17 protein-coding genes are annotated in these 15,754 nt (G+C 64.4%); 7 read left to right on the forward strand and 10 right to left on the reverse strand.

Annotated elements, in window-relative coordinates; translation table 11 throughout:
- Positions 1 to 3 precede the first annotated feature (3 nt).
- Positions 4 to 843 (reverse strand): fumarylacetoacetate hydrolase family protein, encoded by an 840-nt coding sequence (locus H5V44_RS09775; protein WP_185192937.1) that lies wholly within the window; start codon positions 841 to 843, stop codon positions 4 to 6.
- Between the two features lie 200 nt (positions 844 to 1,043).
- Between H5V44_RS09775 and H5V44_RS09780 the strand changes: the two genes are divergently transcribed.
- The 3 genes from H5V44_RS09780 (at position 1,044) to H5V44_RS09790 (ending at position 4,348) form a co-directional block, all read left to right on the forward strand.
- The gene (locus tag H5V44_RS09780; protein ID WP_185192938.1) at positions 1,044 to 1,808 is read left to right on the forward strand and encodes an IclR family transcriptional regulator; all 765 of its coding nucleotides are present in this window, start codon (positions 1,044 to 1,046) and stop codon (positions 1,806 to 1,808) included.
- A 548-nt stretch (positions 1,809 to 2,356) separates the two neighbouring features.
- On the forward strand, positions 2,357 to 3,265 hold the full coding sequence (locus tag H5V44_RS09785; RefSeq protein ID WP_185192939.1) for a type I 3-dehydroquinate dehydratase: 909 nt from the start codon (positions 2,357 to 2,359) through the stop codon (positions 3,263 to 3,265).
- A 309-nt stretch (positions 3,266 to 3,574) separates the two neighbouring features.
- Positions 3,575 to 4,348 carry an SDR family oxidoreductase gene (locus tag H5V44_RS09790; protein WP_185192940.1) on the forward strand — a complete coding sequence of 258 codons (774 nt, stop codon included), beginning with the start codon at positions 3,575 to 3,577 and terminating at the stop codon, positions 4,346 to 4,348.
- A 44-nt stretch (positions 4,349 to 4,392) separates the two neighbouring features.
- Here the strand turns inward: H5V44_RS09790 and H5V44_RS09795 are convergent, their stop codons facing one another.
- From H5V44_RS09795 to H5V44_RS09810, 4 genes are all read right to left on the reverse strand, one after another.
- Complete coding sequence (locus H5V44_RS09795) at positions 4,393 to 5,061, reverse strand: helix-turn-helix domain-containing protein (protein ID WP_185192941.1); 669 nt, start codon at positions 5,059 to 5,061, stop codon at positions 4,393 to 4,395.
- A 937-nt stretch (positions 5,062 to 5,998) separates the two neighbouring features.
- On the reverse strand, positions 5,999 to 6,415 hold the full coding sequence (locus tag H5V44_RS09800; protein WP_185192942.1) for a metal-dependent transcriptional regulator: 417 nt from the start codon (positions 6,413 to 6,415) through the stop codon (positions 5,999 to 6,001).
- A gap of 273 nt (positions 6,416 to 6,688) precedes the next feature.
- Positions 6,689 to 7,462 carry an NAD(P)/FAD-dependent oxidoreductase gene (locus tag H5V44_RS09805; RefSeq protein ID WP_185192943.1) on the reverse strand — a complete coding sequence of 258 codons (774 nt, stop codon included), beginning with the start codon at positions 7,460 to 7,462 and terminating at the stop codon, positions 6,689 to 6,691.
- On the reverse strand, positions 7,459 to 7,638 hold the full coding sequence (locus tag H5V44_RS09810; RefSeq protein ID WP_185192944.1) for a hypothetical protein: 180 nt from the start codon (positions 7,636 to 7,638) through the stop codon (positions 7,459 to 7,461). The genes H5V44_RS09805 and H5V44_RS09810 overlap by 4 nt, the downstream gene beginning before the upstream one ends.
- A gap of 180 nt (positions 7,639 to 7,818) precedes the next feature.
- Between H5V44_RS09810 and H5V44_RS09815 the strand changes: the two genes are divergently transcribed.
- A complete protein-coding gene (locus H5V44_RS09815) occupies positions 7,819 to 8,130 on the forward strand; it encodes a hypothetical protein (RefSeq protein WP_185192945.1) in 312 nt (103 codons plus the stop codon).
- Positions 8,131 to 8,454: 324 nt separating this feature from the next.
- Here H5V44_RS09815 and H5V44_RS17820 read toward each other — a convergent pair whose 3' ends face one another.
- The 5 genes from H5V44_RS17820 to H5V44_RS09835 form a co-directional block, all read right to left on the reverse strand.
- Positions 8,455 to 8,580 carry a hypothetical protein gene (locus tag H5V44_RS17820; protein ID WP_281381254.1) on the reverse strand — a complete coding sequence of 42 codons (126 nt, stop codon included), beginning with the start codon at positions 8,578 to 8,580 and terminating at the stop codon, positions 8,455 to 8,457.
- Between the two features lie 548 nt (positions 8,581 to 9,128).
- A complete protein-coding gene (locus H5V44_RS09820) occupies positions 9,129 to 10,175 on the reverse strand; it encodes a hypothetical protein (protein ID WP_185192946.1) in 1,047 nt (348 codons plus the stop codon).
- A 149-nt stretch (positions 10,176 to 10,324) separates the two neighbouring features.
- Positions 10,325 to 10,618: a hypothetical protein gene (locus H5V44_RS17560; protein ID WP_246403897.1), complete on the reverse strand. Its 294-nt coding sequence runs from the start codon at positions 10,616 to 10,618 to the stop codon at positions 10,325 to 10,327.
- Between the two features lie 99 nt (positions 10,619 to 10,717).
- Positions 10,718 to 11,248 carry a PH domain-containing protein gene (locus tag H5V44_RS09830; protein ID WP_185192947.1) on the reverse strand — a complete coding sequence of 177 codons (531 nt, stop codon included), beginning with the start codon at positions 11,246 to 11,248 and terminating at the stop codon, positions 10,718 to 10,720.
- Positions 11,245 to 11,889, reverse strand: coding sequence for a PH domain-containing protein (locus tag H5V44_RS09835; protein WP_185192948.1), 645 nt, complete (start codon positions 11,887 to 11,889; stop codon positions 11,245 to 11,247). Before H5V44_RS09835 ends, H5V44_RS09830 begins: the two co-directional genes overlap by 4 nt.
- A 353-nt stretch (positions 11,890 to 12,242) precedes the next feature.
- Between H5V44_RS09835 and H5V44_RS09840 the strand changes: the two genes are divergently transcribed.
- The 3 genes from H5V44_RS09840 to H5V44_RS09850 are packed head-to-tail and all read left to right on the forward strand — an operon-like array spanning position 12,243 to position 15,231.
- Entirely contained in the window at positions 12,243 to 13,430 is a 1,188-nt protein-coding gene (locus H5V44_RS09840; RefSeq protein WP_185192949.1) for a hypothetical protein, read from the forward strand.
- On the forward strand, positions 13,430 to 14,092 hold the full coding sequence (locus H5V44_RS09845) for an ABC transporter ATP-binding protein (RefSeq protein ID WP_185192950.1): 663 nt from the start codon (positions 13,430 to 13,432) through the stop codon (positions 14,090 to 14,092). The genes H5V44_RS09840 and H5V44_RS09845 overlap by 1 nt, the downstream gene beginning before the upstream one ends.
- Positions 14,089 to 15,231, forward strand: a complete 1,143-nt coding sequence (locus tag H5V44_RS09850; RefSeq protein ID WP_185192951.1) for an ABC transporter permease — start codon at positions 14,089 to 14,091, stop codon at positions 15,229 to 15,231. Before H5V44_RS09845 ends, H5V44_RS09850 begins: the two co-directional genes overlap by 4 nt.
- The last annotated feature ends 523 nt before the right edge of the window (positions 15,232 to 15,754 follow it).

Genomic DNA, 15,754 nt, shown 5'->3' on the forward strand with positions numbered 1-15,754 from the left:
AAGCTACTCGGCGTGGGTGACGGTATTACGGAGCGTCCCGATCCCTTCGATTTCGACCTCGACGTCGTCGCCGGGCTCCAGGCTGATGTCCTGGAACACGCCCACGCCCTCCGGGGTTCCCGTGGCGATCACGTCGCCGGGTCGCAGTTCGACCAGCGACGAGACGTAGGCAACGAGTTCGGCAACCGAGTAGCTCATCATTCGCGTGCTCTCGTCCTGCATCGTCGTGCCGTTCACTCGCGAGGCGAGCCCGAGGTCCTGGGGGTCCTCGATCTCGTTACACACCACGAACGGGCCGATCGGGGTCGTGGCCTGCATCGCTTTCCCCGCGAACCAATCGACCATATCGTCGTTCTCGTAACTGAACGAGAGTTGGAGATCCCGGGCGGAGACGTCGTTCAGGACGGTATACCCGGCGACGTGGGCCAGCGCCTCCGCACTCGAGACGTGCCGACAGGAGTCCCCGATCACACACGCGAGTTCGCCCTCGTAGTCGATCTCCTCGGTGACTGTCGCGTGGTACTGGATCGGTGCCTCGTGGCCGACGAGCGATCGCGGCAGTTTCGTGAAGAGGTACGGCCGCTCGGGGACGGACCTGCCGGACTCCTCGGCGTGTTTTCGATAGTTGAGAGCGGCACAGAACACCGCACTCCGGTCCGTGGTCGGCGGGAGATACGAGACCTCGTCGTGGGCAAACCGCTCTTTTCCGGCCGTATCTGCTGACTCCGGGTGAGCCAACGCCTCCGCAAAGGAGTCGAACTGTGCCGTCACGTCGACGACTTCCGCTCCGTCGAAGACGCCGATGCGTTCCTCGCCGTCCGCGCTGAACCGACCAATACGCATACCAACTGCGACACTTGCGTGCGTAATAAATCCTCTGTCACCGCCGTCCTCCGAGTCCACAGGAGGAGTACGACCCCGAATCGGCGAGGCGCGTTCCGGCATTCGTCGGGCCGGGAGGTGAGCGGGGCCGCTACTTTGGCGGACCGAACGAGAGTTTACCAGGCGTGAAGTTTTTATATTCACGGTCGGACGAACCGTCTATGCGAACACAGGAGTCGGGTCGACTGCTGCAATCCTCTTCGGTGACACTCGAAGTAATCGACGCTGTCGTCGAACTGGGAGGCGCACGCGTGTCACAGATCGCGGATCGCCTGGACATCGCCGAAAGCACGGCGAGCAACCACCTCCACACGCTTCGGAGGCGTGGGTTCCTCACGGCGGAGGGTGACATCTATCAGCCGAGCCTCAAGCTCGCCAAACTGGGCGAGCACGCCAAGACCAGAGACCCGGCCTACCGGCACGCCATCGAGATCACCAACGAACTCGACGAACAGACCAACTTCGAGACGAGCTTCACCGTCGAAGAGAACGGGGTGGGACGGTATCTCAGACCGGAAGTCGACGCCACGACAGACGTGGATATGTACTTCACAGTCGGCGAACGGATGTATCTCCATTCGACTGCGGCGGGAAAAGCAATCCTCGCCACCTACCCCGAAGAGCGGGTGGACTTCATCGTCGACCGAGTCGGTCTCCCCCCACAGACCGATCAGACGATCACCTCGCGTGAGGAACTGAAACGTGAGTTAGACGAGATACGTGACGGCGGCTACGCCCTCAATCGCGGGGAGGATCAGGAAGGGGTCTACGCGATCGGCCAGGTGGCTGTGCGACCGAGCGGCACCGTGCTCGGCGCGATCAGTATCGCCGGGCCGACGTACAGAACCAAAAAGCGGCGATTCGAAGAGCGGCTCCCCGGCATTCTGAACGACCACATCGAGAAGCTGGAGGCGCGTCTCGAATGAACCGTGCCGGATCCGGCACGGTAGCTGTCCGGATCGGAATTTACGAGATGTAGAATTCATACGTGCCGACGGATCTGATCGACGCAACAGGCGCGAAGTAGCGGTTCGGGGCGCGGACGAGGTATAACATATGTACGTCCGTTAGCTTCCGGGGCACAGACGCCAACGTCCACCGGCGTGATTTCGCCTACAGGGTACCACATCCGGGAGTGGAAGAACGGATTGGCCCCTCCAGCAGCTTGTCTCCCGCGGACTCGGATATAAACTCCACGTGTCGTGAATTTTCGGAGTTGCCCCGCCGGTCGATGCGAGCAGACGTGCCCGGGACGTTCAGCTACCCACAGACTGATACTGTCGGCTATCGTCCCGTGACGGATTCCGACACCCCGGGGTGTCGAAAACCGTCACGTAGGTATAGCCAACAGTATGAGAAGACGGCCTCAGGCTGGGGGTGATCCGTTCACGATGGCGTGTTTTGCCGTGCTACCGACGCGTGAATCAGGGGATCCGACAAAAGTTTTATACTATATTAGTTTCTCGTCCGTTGTATGCGAGAACAGCCGAACTTCACAGACCTGTCCCAGCCGTTCACGTGTGTCGGCGTCTACGAATCAACTCCTGCTGAGGTCATCAGCGTGATCAAGGAGTCGGAACACAAGGGCGCGAATTCGTTCGTCGTGACGCTGATGGGCGACGGGACGTTCGGCCTCCGCGAGGAGTACCTCAACGAGGAGGATCTGGGTCAGATCTTCAACTGCACCTCGAAGCCGGTGATGGCCATCTACTACCGCTGGAACTTCGCGGGTGAGACGCTCGATCTGTCCGACGAGGACCGCCAGGACGTCCTCCGGATGGCCTCCCGTGCGGGCGCCGACGCCGTCGACTACGTCGGGGACACGTACGACCCGACCTCCGGTCCCGAACTGTTCTCCGAGGAAGCGGCCGAGTACTCACTCGCAAGCGACGGGCCACCACAGGAGACCGCCCCGCCCAGGGACTCCGAGGCCTGGGAGCGCCAGAAGGCCGAAATCGAGGCGTTCCAGGAGATGGGAACCGAAGTCCAGACGTCGACCCATGCCCGAGTGCACCTCGAGCCACAGGAGGCCCTGGAGATCGCCCGGGACTTCGACGACCTCGGTGCGGATATGGTGAAGCTCGTGAGCGTCGACAGAAGCTGGGAGGATCTGCTGGATACGTTCCAGGCGTGTGTGCTGATGGACCGCCACCTGGATGCGGAGTTCATCATGATGAGCCACGGCGAACACGGCATTCTCGGTCGGTATATGGCACCGTACTTCGGTTCAATGTTGACGTTCACACAGACGTCGTACAGCGCCAACACCAAGGACGCCGGCGGGTTCTACTCCCAGCCGCTCACCGAGAACGTCCTGGAGATCTTCGATTCGATGAAGAACGTCGAACCGACCAAGGAGCCCGAAGAGCTCACCTGGATGTGATTCGGGAGGCGGTGTACGGGGTCGATGCGTAATCGAGGGGCGTGTGGGACGGAATGGCATTCTCGGTCCGTCGTCGAAACCGTTCCTCACCCTCTCGCTGATCGATTCGAGTCCCCTGCGAGGGCTGGGCGCTGAGCGCCGTTCGACGCCGACGCGCTCGCGACCCGTCACAGGGGCTGCCGGAGTGTATATACACCACGACCGAGGTCGGTATGGTCGCACTCACGCGGTCGAGCGATCCGCCACGAAAATGATACTTTCCGGATACTTTACCAAAAATTAATGAGTGAGGTGTGAAAGTCGATTACGATGGCAGATCTACTCAGCGGAGACACAGCCGTCGTTACCGGCGCATCGAGCGGCAACGGCCGTGCAATCGCCCGAACGTTCGCCGACAACGGGGCGGACGTCGTCGTCGCGGACATCCGGGAGGAGCCCCGACTCGGGGGCACCCCCACACACGAGCTGATCGTCGAGGAAACGGCGTCACAGGCGGCGTATGTCGAGTGTGACGTCAGGTCGAACGACGACCTCCGCGCGGCGGTCGACCAGGCCGACGAGTTCGGCGGGATCGACGTGATGGTGAACAACGCCGGCATCTTCGCCCACAACGAGGACCTCTTCGGGGTCGACGAGGACGAGTACCGGACGATGATGGACGTCAACGCGAAGGGCCCGTACTTCGGCTCGCAGTACGCCGCCGAAAGGATGCAGGAATCGGGCGGCGGCAACATCATCAACCTCTCGAGCATCAACGGCGACGTCGGCACCCGAAGTAACGTCGTCTACTGCGCCTCGAAAGGTGCTGTGCGGGTTATGACGTACGCGCTCGCTGATGCCCTCGGGCCGGACATCCGCGTGAACGCGATCCACCCCGGGATGATCGAGACCGCACAGATCGTCGAGGACTACGACCACTTGGAGGAGGAGAAACGACAGGAGCGGCTCGAAACGATCCCGCTGGGCCGCCAGGGTCGACCGGAGGAGATCGCGAAGGCCGCGCTCTTCCTGGCCAGCGACCTCGCTAGCTACGTCAATGCGGCGTCTTTGGTGGTGGACGGTGGGGTGGTCAACACCCGGTGAGGGGGCATCGTATCCGGAGCGGCTCCACTATGTTCTGCCCCGAGTCACACGCCGGTCGCGTCCTCGCTCCGGACTGCGACCCTCGACTCGACGAGGCGGCGAACCCCGCGCCGGAGGAGTCCGCCGGCGGCCGGTTGGGAGACCCCCAACTCCTCGGCGACGTCGCTCAACGTTGCCGCGCGCGGCTCCTCGAAGTATCCCATCTCCAAGGCGAGCAGCAACCCGTCCCGCTGATCGTCCGTGAGTTCCGGTCGCGAGTCGGCGAAGCTGGTATGCTCGTACACCCGCTCCAGCGAGAACTCGACGTCGTGGTCGGTGGCGTACTCCCAGAGGGAGGCTAACGCTTCCCGGTCGGGCAGCCAGACGCGAACGATCCACGCTGCCCCGTCGTTGGTCCAATCGATCGAAATGCCGTCGACTGCGGCGATGGCGGCCGAAAACACCGTTGCGTCCGGGTCGTACTCGAACCGGTAGACGGCTTCGGGGCCGTCCGCAACGAGTCGCGAGAACGACTCGATCGTCGGATCCCCTCGAAGGGCGGCCTCGAACCGTTCGAAGTCGTCCGTCCGGACGGAGAACAAATACGCGCCCAGGTTCGGCGCAGTTCCCGCTCCGGAGACGGGCTTCACCGTCGCGGCCGCGACGTTCGCGACGGTCTCGGTCAACGCCAGATCGGGCGACTTCACTCGCAGGGTGGCTGTAATATCGTCCATCGTCGTTACGGTGCTCTCATTCTGCTCCGGATTGCCCCGACACGATCGTGAATCAGTTGCTCGGCGCGTGTAGTGCTATCGCTCCCGGAACCCGCACCGTTCCTCCACGGTGGTCGACATCGTCCTCACGCCTCCGAGTGCGACCGTCCAGCGGATCGGGAGGCCACCTCCGACAAGCCCCGGACGGCGGTCACGGACGAAAACGCGTCCAATCCGAACGGTGTCCGGCGACGCATCCTACTTTTGAATAGCTTTCAATTTACGCTAGTCACCGGGCGACGAAAACCGTGATTTATCAGAAGTAAATTACACTGATATATTTGGTATTTTTGTGATCGAACGGATAGTGTATCCGCATATATTTATCAAATAGACTCGTACAAATATTCGATATCGGACGTCGAATGAGAACCCCATCGTAACTGCCTCGAACGGGAGGCGACGACGACACGGCGGTACGATCCCTGGTCTCGCGGTGAAGATGTGATCGGCCCGCAGGCAGATACGTCCCGGTTTAGTTGCCTAATATTCGTCTTGTACAATACTAAGATTTTTGATATTTTGGGTTGATTATTCGGATTGTAATGTCACGCACGACCCGCACGCCACACCCCCGGTTCACTCTCGGTGGGAGGTGCACGGGAAGTACGCTCTTGGCCTGGCGGTGGACTGCCCGACGTCGATCCGGGTATGCCGATCACACCGAGCGTCTTCGGTGAGCGCCGACGACCGCTGGCGGGCTTTGATGCTGCGCGCGCCGGATTCGCTGTCGCTCTCATACTGTCGGCTATCGTCGCGTGACGGATTTCGACACCCCGGGGTGCCGAAAATCTTCACGTAGTTACAGCCAACAGTATCAGTAGTCGTGGATCGGATCGTCGTTGGGGGTCACGGCCCTGATGTATCCGAGTTTGTCGGGGGCGGGTGGCGGTCGCGGTCAGGGGGTGTCGTCGTCCGTCGGCGGCGACACTTCCGCGTCACTCTGTGATGCGGCGTCCGTCTCGACGGGCAGCGTCGCGGCAAGCCGTTCGGCGACGGTCGGGCTCACGAGCCCGGCCAGTTGCATCGCTTCCGCCTCGTAATCGTCCAACTCGAGGACGCTCCGGAAGAACCACGAGACGGTCACGTAGGTTTCGTGGAGCTCCGCGGCACGCTCGCGTCCCGCCTCGGTGAGCGTGACTCCCTCGTAGGGCTCGTGGTCGGCGAGCCCCTGCTCGTCGAGCCGCTGGAAGGTCTCGGTGACCGTCGCGGGCGACCGATCCAGCGCCTCGGCCACCGCCGTGGTTCGGATCGGCGGGTCGGTACGGTGCCCAAGGATGTATACGGCAAGCAGGTACTGTGCGGTGCCGCTCATACGCTGTCGGACACGGCTTCCGGGTGGCCGTCGGTTCGATACTCGCTACGCTCGCCGTCCGCTCCGGGAGCAGGCCGGTCTCCGGGTTCGGAGGTCGGCATGGACACCCGCGCCTGCGACCGCCTGCGGCGACGCCGGCTGCCGCCTTCCGCGGGGCTTCCCTCCCGAGGACGGGGTCGCACGGCTGCCGGCCGCCCCCGAGCGGCGCCGGTGGCTCCGATATCGACGGGTGTCGCCTCGATCATCCTGGGTTCGGCTACGCGTTGCGGGGAGTTAGTCCTCACCCAGACTGGGGTGGGTGACCTGGTCGTCGGGGTGGGGCTCGGCGAACCGCTCGCGCATAACGTCGAGCGAGCGCGCCTCGCGGTCGGCCCGCTCGGCCTCGTCGACCTCCTCACACCCGGGCGGCAGGTCGCGGCCGCGGTCGGTGAAGTACCCCTCTGGCGTCACCCAGTCGTGGTAGAACGGTCGGTCGTCGTCTTCGAGGATGGTGACGCCGACTTCGGCTCCGTGGCCGGCGCAGACCGCCGCCTGGTGGGGCTTCTCGGCGAGGCGACCCGCCGCGTAGAGGCCATCGACGCCGGTGCGACCGCGTTCGTCGGTGTCGACGAACGCCTTGCCGCGGTCGATGATGCCCACGCCGTCGACGTCCTCCAGGTAGCCGACCGCGTTCTTCGTTGCGGCGACAACGTACGCCGCGCGGTATCGGTCGCCGGTGTCGGTGTGGACAACCAAGCCCCCATCGGTCGTCCCAACGCTCGCGACGGTCGCGGTCACCTGCTCACAGCCCGCTTCCGCGGCCTGTTCCCCGAGGAGGTCCAGCAGGTGCCGGCCGTTCACGCCGGCGGGGAAGCCGGGAAAGTTCTCCAGGTGGGCGTTCCGCCGGAGGATCGACTCGCCGGAATCGAGGACGGTCGTCTCCAACCCGTGGCGGGCGGTGAAAACGGCCGCCGAGAGGCCGGCGACCCCGCCGCCGACCACCACGACGTCCGGGGCGTCGCGTGCGGTCGATGCGTCAGGGTCCGGCTGTTGGGTGTCGTCTGTCATCGGTGGTTCTCTTCGAACCGTATCGGGTCTTCGGCGCGGATGAACGTATCGCCGTCGTCCGCGAGTTCGACCCCGCCACGGGAAGGCCGGCAAACCTGCCAGTCGGGGAGTTCCGGGATCCCGTAGTCGGTCGGCGACCTGAAGCGTCCCGCGATTTCCAACTCCCTGGCCCGCATCGTCGCGCTCCTCCCGCGATGATCTCCCCGACCCGCTGGCGGTCGAACAGGCCGTCCCGGGGGTTCAGGGTACAGCAGCGGGTCGTTCCCGAACGTTTCGTCCGCTCCGGGGCGGGGGAGTTCTTAACCAACAAAACTACGATCACCGCGGTTCCGTTGGTTAACGAGGGGCCGAACCCGATGTCCAACGAGCCACCGACACCGCCGGCGGGGCTACCGACAGACGTCCTCGACGCCCTCGACGGATACGATCCCGATCGGCTTCGGAGCGTCGCCGGGTACGCCGAGGCGCTGGCGGAGCACAAAGCTTGCGAGGCCCGTCCGGAGGGAGGATCCAGCGAGGACGACGTCGAGGAACGACCGGACGACGTGCCGTCGAAGGCCACGATCACGATCAAGGAGATCAACGACAACCGCTACTACTACTGGCAGTGGCGGGAGGGCGATACGGTAACCTCGAAGTACAAGGGGCCGGTCAGTCCCGACCGGTAGGAACGCGGCGGGGTCGCTACACTTCGATGGGGGTGTGTGGTCGGCAGCGTCGAGGACGAACACACCGACAAAGGGTCCGTCTGTGAGTCTTCGGGGCTGTCGGTTCGTCGGTCGCCGGGCGTGACCGGCTGTAGCCCGAGAGAACCCGAGCGGGGCGTCGGACGGATCGGAGATCCCGAGCGTTACACTTCGATAGAGGGGTGTCTGTCTTCCCCGGCCCTCCGAGAGGCGTCCGTCTCTACCGCTTCTCGGACCTGACCCGTCACGAGGCCGATCGGTCCTGAAACGACCGAGGTCTACACTCACGGCACGTTCGGGGCCGGATCAGATGTCAAACCACCGTAGGAGTGCACCGACGAGAGCCACTACCCCGCCGAGGATGAACGTTCCCGGGAAGGGGATCACGAACAGTACGGCCCCGAAGGCGATGACGACTGTGGACGTTCGCATCGTGGGAATCTCGTCCCCGAGACGTTAGTGTCTGCTGGCTCGACTGATCCTCCGGCACCCCGTGGACTGCTGGAACCGACTCGTGTCTTCCAACCGAAAGCATCATCCGACTTACGTCGCTCGGACGGCATATTCGACACAACTGCACGTAGAGTACGGTCCGGGAGGCGCCACCAACTACACTGATCGTGCCCGTCGATGCGCCCGATACGGCCTTGCCGACGTTGCTGCTCTCGTGACGGACACATCGATAGCGGGGTGTGTCTCTACCCACTCCGACGCGGATATGGAAGTATCCCACGCCTGATGGGATTCGGCCGCTTCAGCTTCGACGCTTCGGGCGTCCATTCCCTCCCGAGGGCGTGGGCCGTTTCCGAATTCCTTCGTCTTAACCAACACTTTCGGTTCTCTCCGGGAAGCTGTTGGTTAATAATCGATCGCTTCCGCGTCGGCGAGGCGCGGAAGGCACCGATGCTGGACGATGTCACGCACGACCGCACGCCCCCCGCTCGGGACCGATCCCGAACCGACGGATGGGGCCGGTCGTATCAGCGTTCCCACTCGACATCGCCGGTGCGTTCGGATGCCCGGAGCACGAACGGCCCCATTGCGAGCGTCCGTTTCGCGACGGTTGCGATCCTGAGTACGTACGAGAGCAACAGCACGAACGGGAGGAGGGCAACCGCGACCGCGGCACTGGCGACCCACACCAGGTTGTCGACCGCGAGGGTCGCACCGGGGATGGTGTCGGGATTGTCGACGAACAGGATCATGCTGATCGACACGAGAAGCGCCGGAACCGCCGCATACAGGATGACCCGCGAGAGATTCACCAGCTCCCACTGGAAGTACAGCGTCTTGAAATGCTCCCGGGCCGGGCCGAAGAACCGCAGCGCCTCGGCCAACTCGTCGAACGCCGCCTGCGCCTCCTCGGACAGCGCGTCCGCGTGGCGATTGCGGAGCCGACGCGCTTCGTAGAGCTTCCAGGAGTAGTTGTAGTTCAACGCGGCGAAAAGCACCTCGAACGTTCCGAACTCCGCCCCTTCGAGCCGATCGTCGACCGCGTCCGCGTTTCCCCTGATGCTGTTGACGAGGTTGGTCGTTCGTTCGCGGAGCTCGTCGTCGCCGCTCTCCCCGACGAGGGCCGCGAGCCGGTCCGCACTCGCCGCGGTCGCGTCGACGATCGCCCGGAGGAACGCCGCTGGCTCCGGCGGGGCCGCGGGGCTGTCGATTGCGCCCTCGACGTCCCGGCGGAACGTCATCGCCTCCTCCATCCGTTCGCGCTGGTCGCCGACCGCGCCGAGTTCCTGTGAGAGCACCAGCTGATTCAGGGTCACGACGAGCGTCACGCCGGTGATAATGGCCGTGAGAAACCCTTGAAACGTCGTCTCGACGGGATCTTTGCTACCCATCGCTGCTCGGAGCGGCGCGGGATCGAGGCTCCCTAAAACCACGAGCGCGACGAACATCGCCCCGATGATGATTCCCGTGAGCACCCACCGGTTCGCTCCCAGCAGCACCCACAGCTTTACCCGGTTCTCGTCGACCCGCTCCCGCATCGTGTCGCTCGGCTGGCTGCGATCCGATTCGCTCATACGGCCGACTCGTCGGGGGGAGAAGATAGGTCCTCGGGACTTCCGGGAGCACTCCCGCCGTGACGGCGACGCACGAACTCACGAAACTCCCCGGGGGGAGTTCCGGACACGTCCGCATCGCTGCTCGTGACGCTATCGGCGTGACCGGCTCACGTCGACTCGTTTCCCCGCGATGTCGTCGTTTCGGTACTCGGCGTCTCCGACGGCGGCATCGTGGTTTCGTTGCCGTCGGGCGCATCCGTTCCGTTCCCCGGGTCGCCGGAGTCGATGAACTGACTGACCGCCTCGAGTACGGCCTCCCGTGAACTGGCCGGATCGAACGCGTTCGGGAAGGGGGATTCGCCGGGGGGCTCCTGCTGGCGCCAGAGACGTCCGGCGCGGAGGGTACCGAGGACGAGGACCGTCGTACCCGGGACCCGCTTTACTGCACGGACTGGCCGCATAGCTGCGAACGTATCGGCCTGTGTACAAACACTCGCCCGCGACTCGGCGGCGCACACAGTGAGTAACTTCGCTTTCAAACGCCACGAACGTCGTTCTGATCACTCGACCGCAGTTCGGATCTCACGGAGCAGTCCCAGCACCGACTGCCACTGTTCGGTCGACCCCGGGACGGTTCCGTCGGACCTCCCGGCTCGCTCGGCGATCGCCTCCTGTAGTGTCCGGGGATCCTCGACCCGGCGAAGCCGGAGGTCATCCCCGCCGGCAACGTCGACAGTGACCGTCCCGTAGCCGAAGAGTGACCCCGTAGCCGACTGTGCGTAGGCCGTGTTCTGGACCTTGGAAAGCCCGACCCGCCGGACGGTGTGTCCGAGCACGCCACGTTTCAGCCACAGTGCCCGCGTGGTGAGCACGTACGCGGTCCGTCGGACCCGCAATACGGCCCAAACGGCGATCCCGACTCCGAACGCGCAGCCGAGAGCTATCCGTGGATCCACGGTGACCGCAGCACCGATCGCGAGGGCGCAGACGACAACCCCAGCACCAACGCCGCCCAGCGCAGCCGACAGCCGCGGCTGTCCCCGCCAGACGACCCGCTCGTCGCCGTCCCGAAACCACCACTCGTCGCTCATTCCTCGTCGGCCGAGGGCTGCGCTTCGGTCCCGCCGCCGGCCGGGCCGGCAGTCCGCGCCCCCTCCGGGTGGTTCTCGTCGTCGTGGGTCACCGCCCGGCGGATGACACGCAGCTCCTCGAGGATCTCGTCTAAGACGTCGTCCGTCGTGGTGGCCGACTCCGAGTCGCGCCCCTGTCGATTGTCGATCTCTCCGGCGATCAGCTCCTGTACCGAGGCCGGATCCGGGATACTCCGGAACTCGAGTTCGACGCCCGACCCGCCGGCCGTACTGATCTCGACGGAGCCGTAGCCGAACGACGACCCCAGCGCCGACTGCGAGTAGGAGATGTTCTGTACCTTGTCGAACCCGATCTGCTGGACGTCCCTGGAGAGGATCCCGCGTTTGCTGTAGAGCCCCCGGTTCGTGACGACGTAGTTCGTGTTCGTGTACTGCAGGTACGACCCCACGAGAAGCGGAATCCCGATGAGAACGAGCGACAGGGGGATCCCGAACACGAACGCGGGGACGAGACTGTACTTGTGCGGCGTGCTCGCCCACTGGATCGACTCGCCGTCCTCGAGGCTCAACCAATCGAGATCGATTTCGGCCGTGGGAGCCGAACTCCTTCCCGGTGCGTCCCCGGGGCCCGGACTTGACATACGCCGGAGAAGACACACCGAACACAAAGCCATACCGATGACTAATATCTGCGTGAGAGTCTCCGCCGCCTGCGACGGACGGTAGTGTGGTGCTCTTCGGAACACGGCCGCGCCGTTCCGTGAAGCGTCCCCGGATCGTGCCGGTCGCTCACCCGATTCCTGAACGGCTTCGCGGAGCGATGCCGTCGTCGGGTCCAGCATTCAACTCCTCTGTCGGCGTTCCGGAGGGGGCGTCTGTTCCGACGGCTACCCCGGAGGCGCGATCCGCATCGACCGTCGATCCGACGGAAGACTGAAATCGAAATATCAGTCTACTGAGCGCTTAACAGGCCGAAGCGACTACGTTGTCGACAATGCGTTGGTCCCCCCTCCCACGAGTGGTGATTGCTTTGTTGGTGGTGCTCAGCGGGTCGGGTGTCGCCGCAGTCACGGCCGCTGATCCGGCCATACAGCTGTCGTCGGTGGTGGTGACGCCCGACGACCCGAACACCGGCGAACAGGTGACGATCGACGCCACGATCGCCAACTTACAGAACAGTGACACGACGGTCGACGTGACCGACCTCTACGTCCGGAAGCCCGGGACACTACAGGAGTTCGCCCGCGTGGAAAACGTCGGGTCCGTCGCCCCGGGCGGCAGCCTGTCGGTACCGATCTCGACGACCTTCGACACGCCGGGACAGAAGCGGCTCGAACTCAACGTGGGCGTTCGCGACGAGGACGGGAGCTACCACAGTTACACGTACCCGATTTATATCGACGTGACGGAACCGACGGTCCGGGCGGATCTCGCTGCAAGCACGCCGACGAACGACACCGGAGTGACCCGGATATCGCTGACGAACTACGGCAACACCAACCTCTCGAACGTCGAGATCGCTGCGGTCGCGAACGGGACCGTCGTCGATCGGAACTTCCTCCAAGAACTCCCCCCCGAGGCAAGCGGTACGACGGCGTTCGACACCGACGCTGTCGATGCCGACTCGGTGACTTTCACCGCGACGTATGCGGCTGCCGGCGGGAATCACACCACCACCCTCGCTGTCGACGTCGACGACGAGACGCCGGTCCCCGGTCGGGTCCGACTCACCGCGATCGAAGTGTCCCGGACGGGCACCGGCGTGATGATTCAGGGCGATGCGGCCAACCTCGGCGGCACCGACGCTGACTCGGTGTTGGTTCGGGTCGGTGACGCGCCTGGGGTCTCGCCCACGCCGCCGTCCGGCGAGTACTTCGTCGGTGCCGTCGAAGCCAGCGAGTTCGCGACTTTCGAGCTGACTGCCCGGACGGAGAACGCCTCCTCGGTTCCGGTCGAGATCACGTATCTCGTGGACAACGAGCGGGTGACGACGACACAGCGGGTGGATCTGTCGGCCGCCGGGGCCCCGTCCGCCCGAGCTGTCGGGGTCGAAAACGAACCCGCCCCGGGAGGGATGAACGACCCGAGAGGGTCCGGCGGTCCGCCGCTTGCACTCGTCGGGGGCGCGGTCGTGATCCTCGGCGTGATTGTCGGACTCGTGATCTACCGACGGCGAAGCTGATGACGGTCGTCCGACTCGACGGCGTCGTCAAGCGCTACCGGACCGGCGGCGAGACTATCGAGGCGCTTGCAGGCGTCGACTTCGCGGCGGCACGCGGCGAGATGGTGACGGTGATCGGGCCCTCCGGCTCCGGCAAGAGCACGATGCTGAACCTGGTGGGACTCCTGGATACGCCCTCGGAGGGGACCGTCAGACTCGATGGCCGGAACGTGACGGCGTTCTCCGAGGACGAACTGACCGAGGAACGCCGCTCGGAGATCGGGTTCGTCTTTCAGGCGTTTCACCTGCTGCCGATGCTCACCGCAGTCGAGAACGTCGAGCTCCCGTCGTTGTGGGACACCACACGGGATCGATCAGACCGCGCGGCCGACCTCCTCGACCGGGTCGGTCTCGGCGACCGGCTTGCGCACACGCCCGAGGAGCTGTCGGGCGGGCAGAAACAGCGGGTCGCGATCGCCCGGGCGCTGGTCAACGAACCCGACATCGTCCTCGCCGACGAGCCGACCGGCAACCTGGATCAGGACACCGGGCGGACCATCCTCGACGAACTGACTCGGCTCAAGGAGGAGGAGAACATCGCGATCGTCGCGGTCACACACGACGAGCAACTGGTCGAGTACGCCGACCGGGTCGTCCGCCTCGTCGACGGGGTGATACAGTGAGCCGTTCGGACCTCCTGTGGCGGTTCCCGAGCCTCCGGATGGCGTGGCGCAACCTCGGGCGGAACCGGATCCGGACCGCGCTCGCGACGCTCGGGATCGTCATCGGCGTCGTGGCGATCGCGTCGCTCGGGATCGCCGGCGTCGCACTCCAGGAGCAGGCGACGTCCGATCTGGGTAGCCTCGGGAGCGACGTGACAGTCAGGTCGGGGGCGGACAGCGAGACGGACGGCGTGACCGACGACCAGGTCGACGCCATCCGGGGTATCGTCACCGACGCCCCGGTCGTGCCACAGAAGACCAACAGTACGACGCTGTCGTCCCGCGACGGCGAGGAGGCGTTCGTCAACGTCGTCGGCGTCACGAACGCCGCCGCGCTGTACACCGCCTCCGCGGGCGAGTCCCCGGAACGACTGCGTTCCGGGGCACTCCTCACCAACGAGACGGCGCGACGGCTGGGGATCGAACTCGGTGACCCGGTGACCTACGACGGGCGACTCTACCGCGTCCAGGGGTTGATCGAGTCCAGCAGCGGCTTCGGCGGGGGAAGCGAACTCGTCGTCCCGCTTTCCGCACTCGACGAGGAGGAACACTACGACGAAGTGACCGTCGTCGCGGCCAACGGCGACCGTGCGCAGGCGATCGCTTCAACGCTCGAAACCCGGTTCAACACCGAGGACGACGAGGAAGTGAGCGTCACGAACTTCGCGAACATCCAGGAGAACATCGATTCGTTCTTCAACACCCTCAACCTCGCGCTGCTCGGTATCGGCGCCATCTCGCTGGTCGTCGCGAGCGTTGCCATCCTCAACGTGATGCTGATGAGCACGATCGAACGCCGCGGCGAGATCGGCGTGCTCCGTGCGGTCGGGATCCGTCGTGGAGAGGTCCTCCGGATGATCCTCGCGGAAGCGACGTTCCTCGGACTGATCGGCGGTGTCGTCGGTGCCGCCGCGTCGCTCGGCACCGGGCTCGTGATCTTCGAGATGCTGACCGGGGACCCGACCCTCGTGTTCGCGTGGGAGAGCCTCCGGTATCTCGGGTACGGCTTCGGGTTTGCGGTCGTCGCGAGCGTCCTGAGCGGGCTGTATCCCGCCTGGAAGGCCGCGAACGAACTGCCGGTCGAGGCCCTCAGGGGGTAGTCGGCGTCAGCCCCCGGCCGGGGTCGTCGGTGCCCGGTCGCCGCCTACCGAGTGCCACGTCCGGATCGAGATCGGTCTCACAGACGTGACCGTTGTCGGGCCGGCCAGTAGTGGTGTTAGCTGCGACCGGTGCTGGAAAGATTGATGCGCCAACTGCCGGTGCGTGACTGTCAACACAGACCGACGAAGCGGGTACTACGTGCCATCCCAGTGGATTTCGGAATACCGGTGAGATACGCGTACTGCCCCCTCCATCGCGGGAGTAGCCTCAACAACAGAAAGAGGATGTAGCGGTACTTGATTCACGTCTGCGTATATGGTTTTACAGCCGTCAAATCCGTCGAATTTGGCAGTATTAGGAATGTCATATAGGGTTGTTATGGTAGCGTTTGCAAGTCTTCGCTCACTCGATCGCACGACGGCGTGCGATCTGATGTGCAACCAGTTGCAAACGCTACTATATTAGTACAGTGAGTGCTGATCTTCGCTGCTTCTTCCGGGACAGTCCGGTCTCCCCGGACTC

The sequence above is a fragment of the Halobellus ruber genome (assembly GCF_014212355.1).
GTDB classification, from domain to species: Archaea; Halobacteriota; Halobacteria; order Halobacteriales; family Haloferacaceae; genus Haloquadratum; species Haloquadratum rubrum.

Excerpts from the sequence above, each read along its gene's own strand:
- H5V44_RS09785 (WP_185192939.1), top strand. The coding sequence starts at position 2,357 with ATGCGAGAACAGCCGAACTTCACAGACCTGTCCCAGCCGTTCACGTGT.
- H5V44_RS17560 (WP_246403897.1), bottom strand. The coding sequence starts at position 10,618 with ATGCGGCCAGTCCGTGCAGTAAAGCGGGTCCCGGGTACGACGGTCCTC.
- H5V44_RS09795 (WP_185192941.1), bottom strand. The coding sequence starts at position 5,061 with ATGGACGATATTACAGCCACCCTGCGAGTGAAGTCGCCCGATCTGGCG.
- H5V44_RS09835 (WP_185192948.1), bottom strand. The coding sequence starts at position 11,889 with ATGTCAAGTCCGGGCCCCGGGGACGCACCGGGAAGGAGTTCGGCTCCC.
- H5V44_RS17820 (WP_281381254.1), bottom strand. The coding sequence starts at position 8,580 with ATGCGAACGTCCACAGTCGTCATCGCCTTCGGGGCCGTACTGTTCGTG.
- H5V44_RS09815 (WP_185192945.1), top strand. The coding sequence starts at position 7,819 with ATGTCCAACGAGCCACCGACACCGCCGGCGGGGCTACCGACAGACGTC.
- H5V44_RS09845 (WP_185192950.1), top strand. The coding sequence starts at position 13,430 with ATGACGGTCGTCCGACTCGACGGCGTCGTCAAGCGCTACCGGACCGGC.
- H5V44_RS09820 (WP_185192946.1), bottom strand. The coding sequence starts at position 10,175 with ATGAGCGAATCGGATCGCAGCCAGCCGAGCGACACGATGCGGGAGCGG.
- H5V44_RS09810 (WP_185192944.1), bottom strand. The coding sequence starts at position 7,638 with ATGCGGGCCAGGGAGTTGGAAATCGCGGGACGCTTCAGGTCGCCGACC.
- H5V44_RS09830 (WP_185192947.1), bottom strand. The coding sequence starts at position 11,248 with ATGAGCGACGAGTGGTGGTTTCGGGACGGCGACGAGCGGGTCGTCTGG.
- H5V44_RS09775 (WP_185192937.1), bottom strand. The coding sequence starts at position 843 with ATGCGTATTGGTCGGTTCAGCGCGGACGGCGAGGAACGCATCGGCGTC.
- H5V44_RS09840 (WP_185192949.1), top strand. The coding sequence starts at position 12,243 with ATGCGTTGGTCCCCCCTCCCACGAGTGGTGATTGCTTTGTTGGTGGTG.
- H5V44_RS09790 (WP_185192940.1), top strand. The coding sequence starts at position 3,575 with ATGGCAGATCTACTCAGCGGAGACACAGCCGTCGTTACCGGCGCATCG.
- H5V44_RS09780 (WP_185192938.1), top strand. The coding sequence starts at position 1,044 with ATGCGAACACAGGAGTCGGGTCGACTGCTGCAATCCTCTTCGGTGACA.
- H5V44_RS09805 (WP_185192943.1), bottom strand. The coding sequence starts at position 7,462 with ATGACAGACGACACCCAACAGCCGGACCCTGACGCATCGACCGCACGC.
- H5V44_RS09800 (WP_185192942.1), bottom strand. The coding sequence starts at position 6,415 with ATGAGCGGCACCGCACAGTACCTGCTTGCCGTATACATCCTTGGGCAC.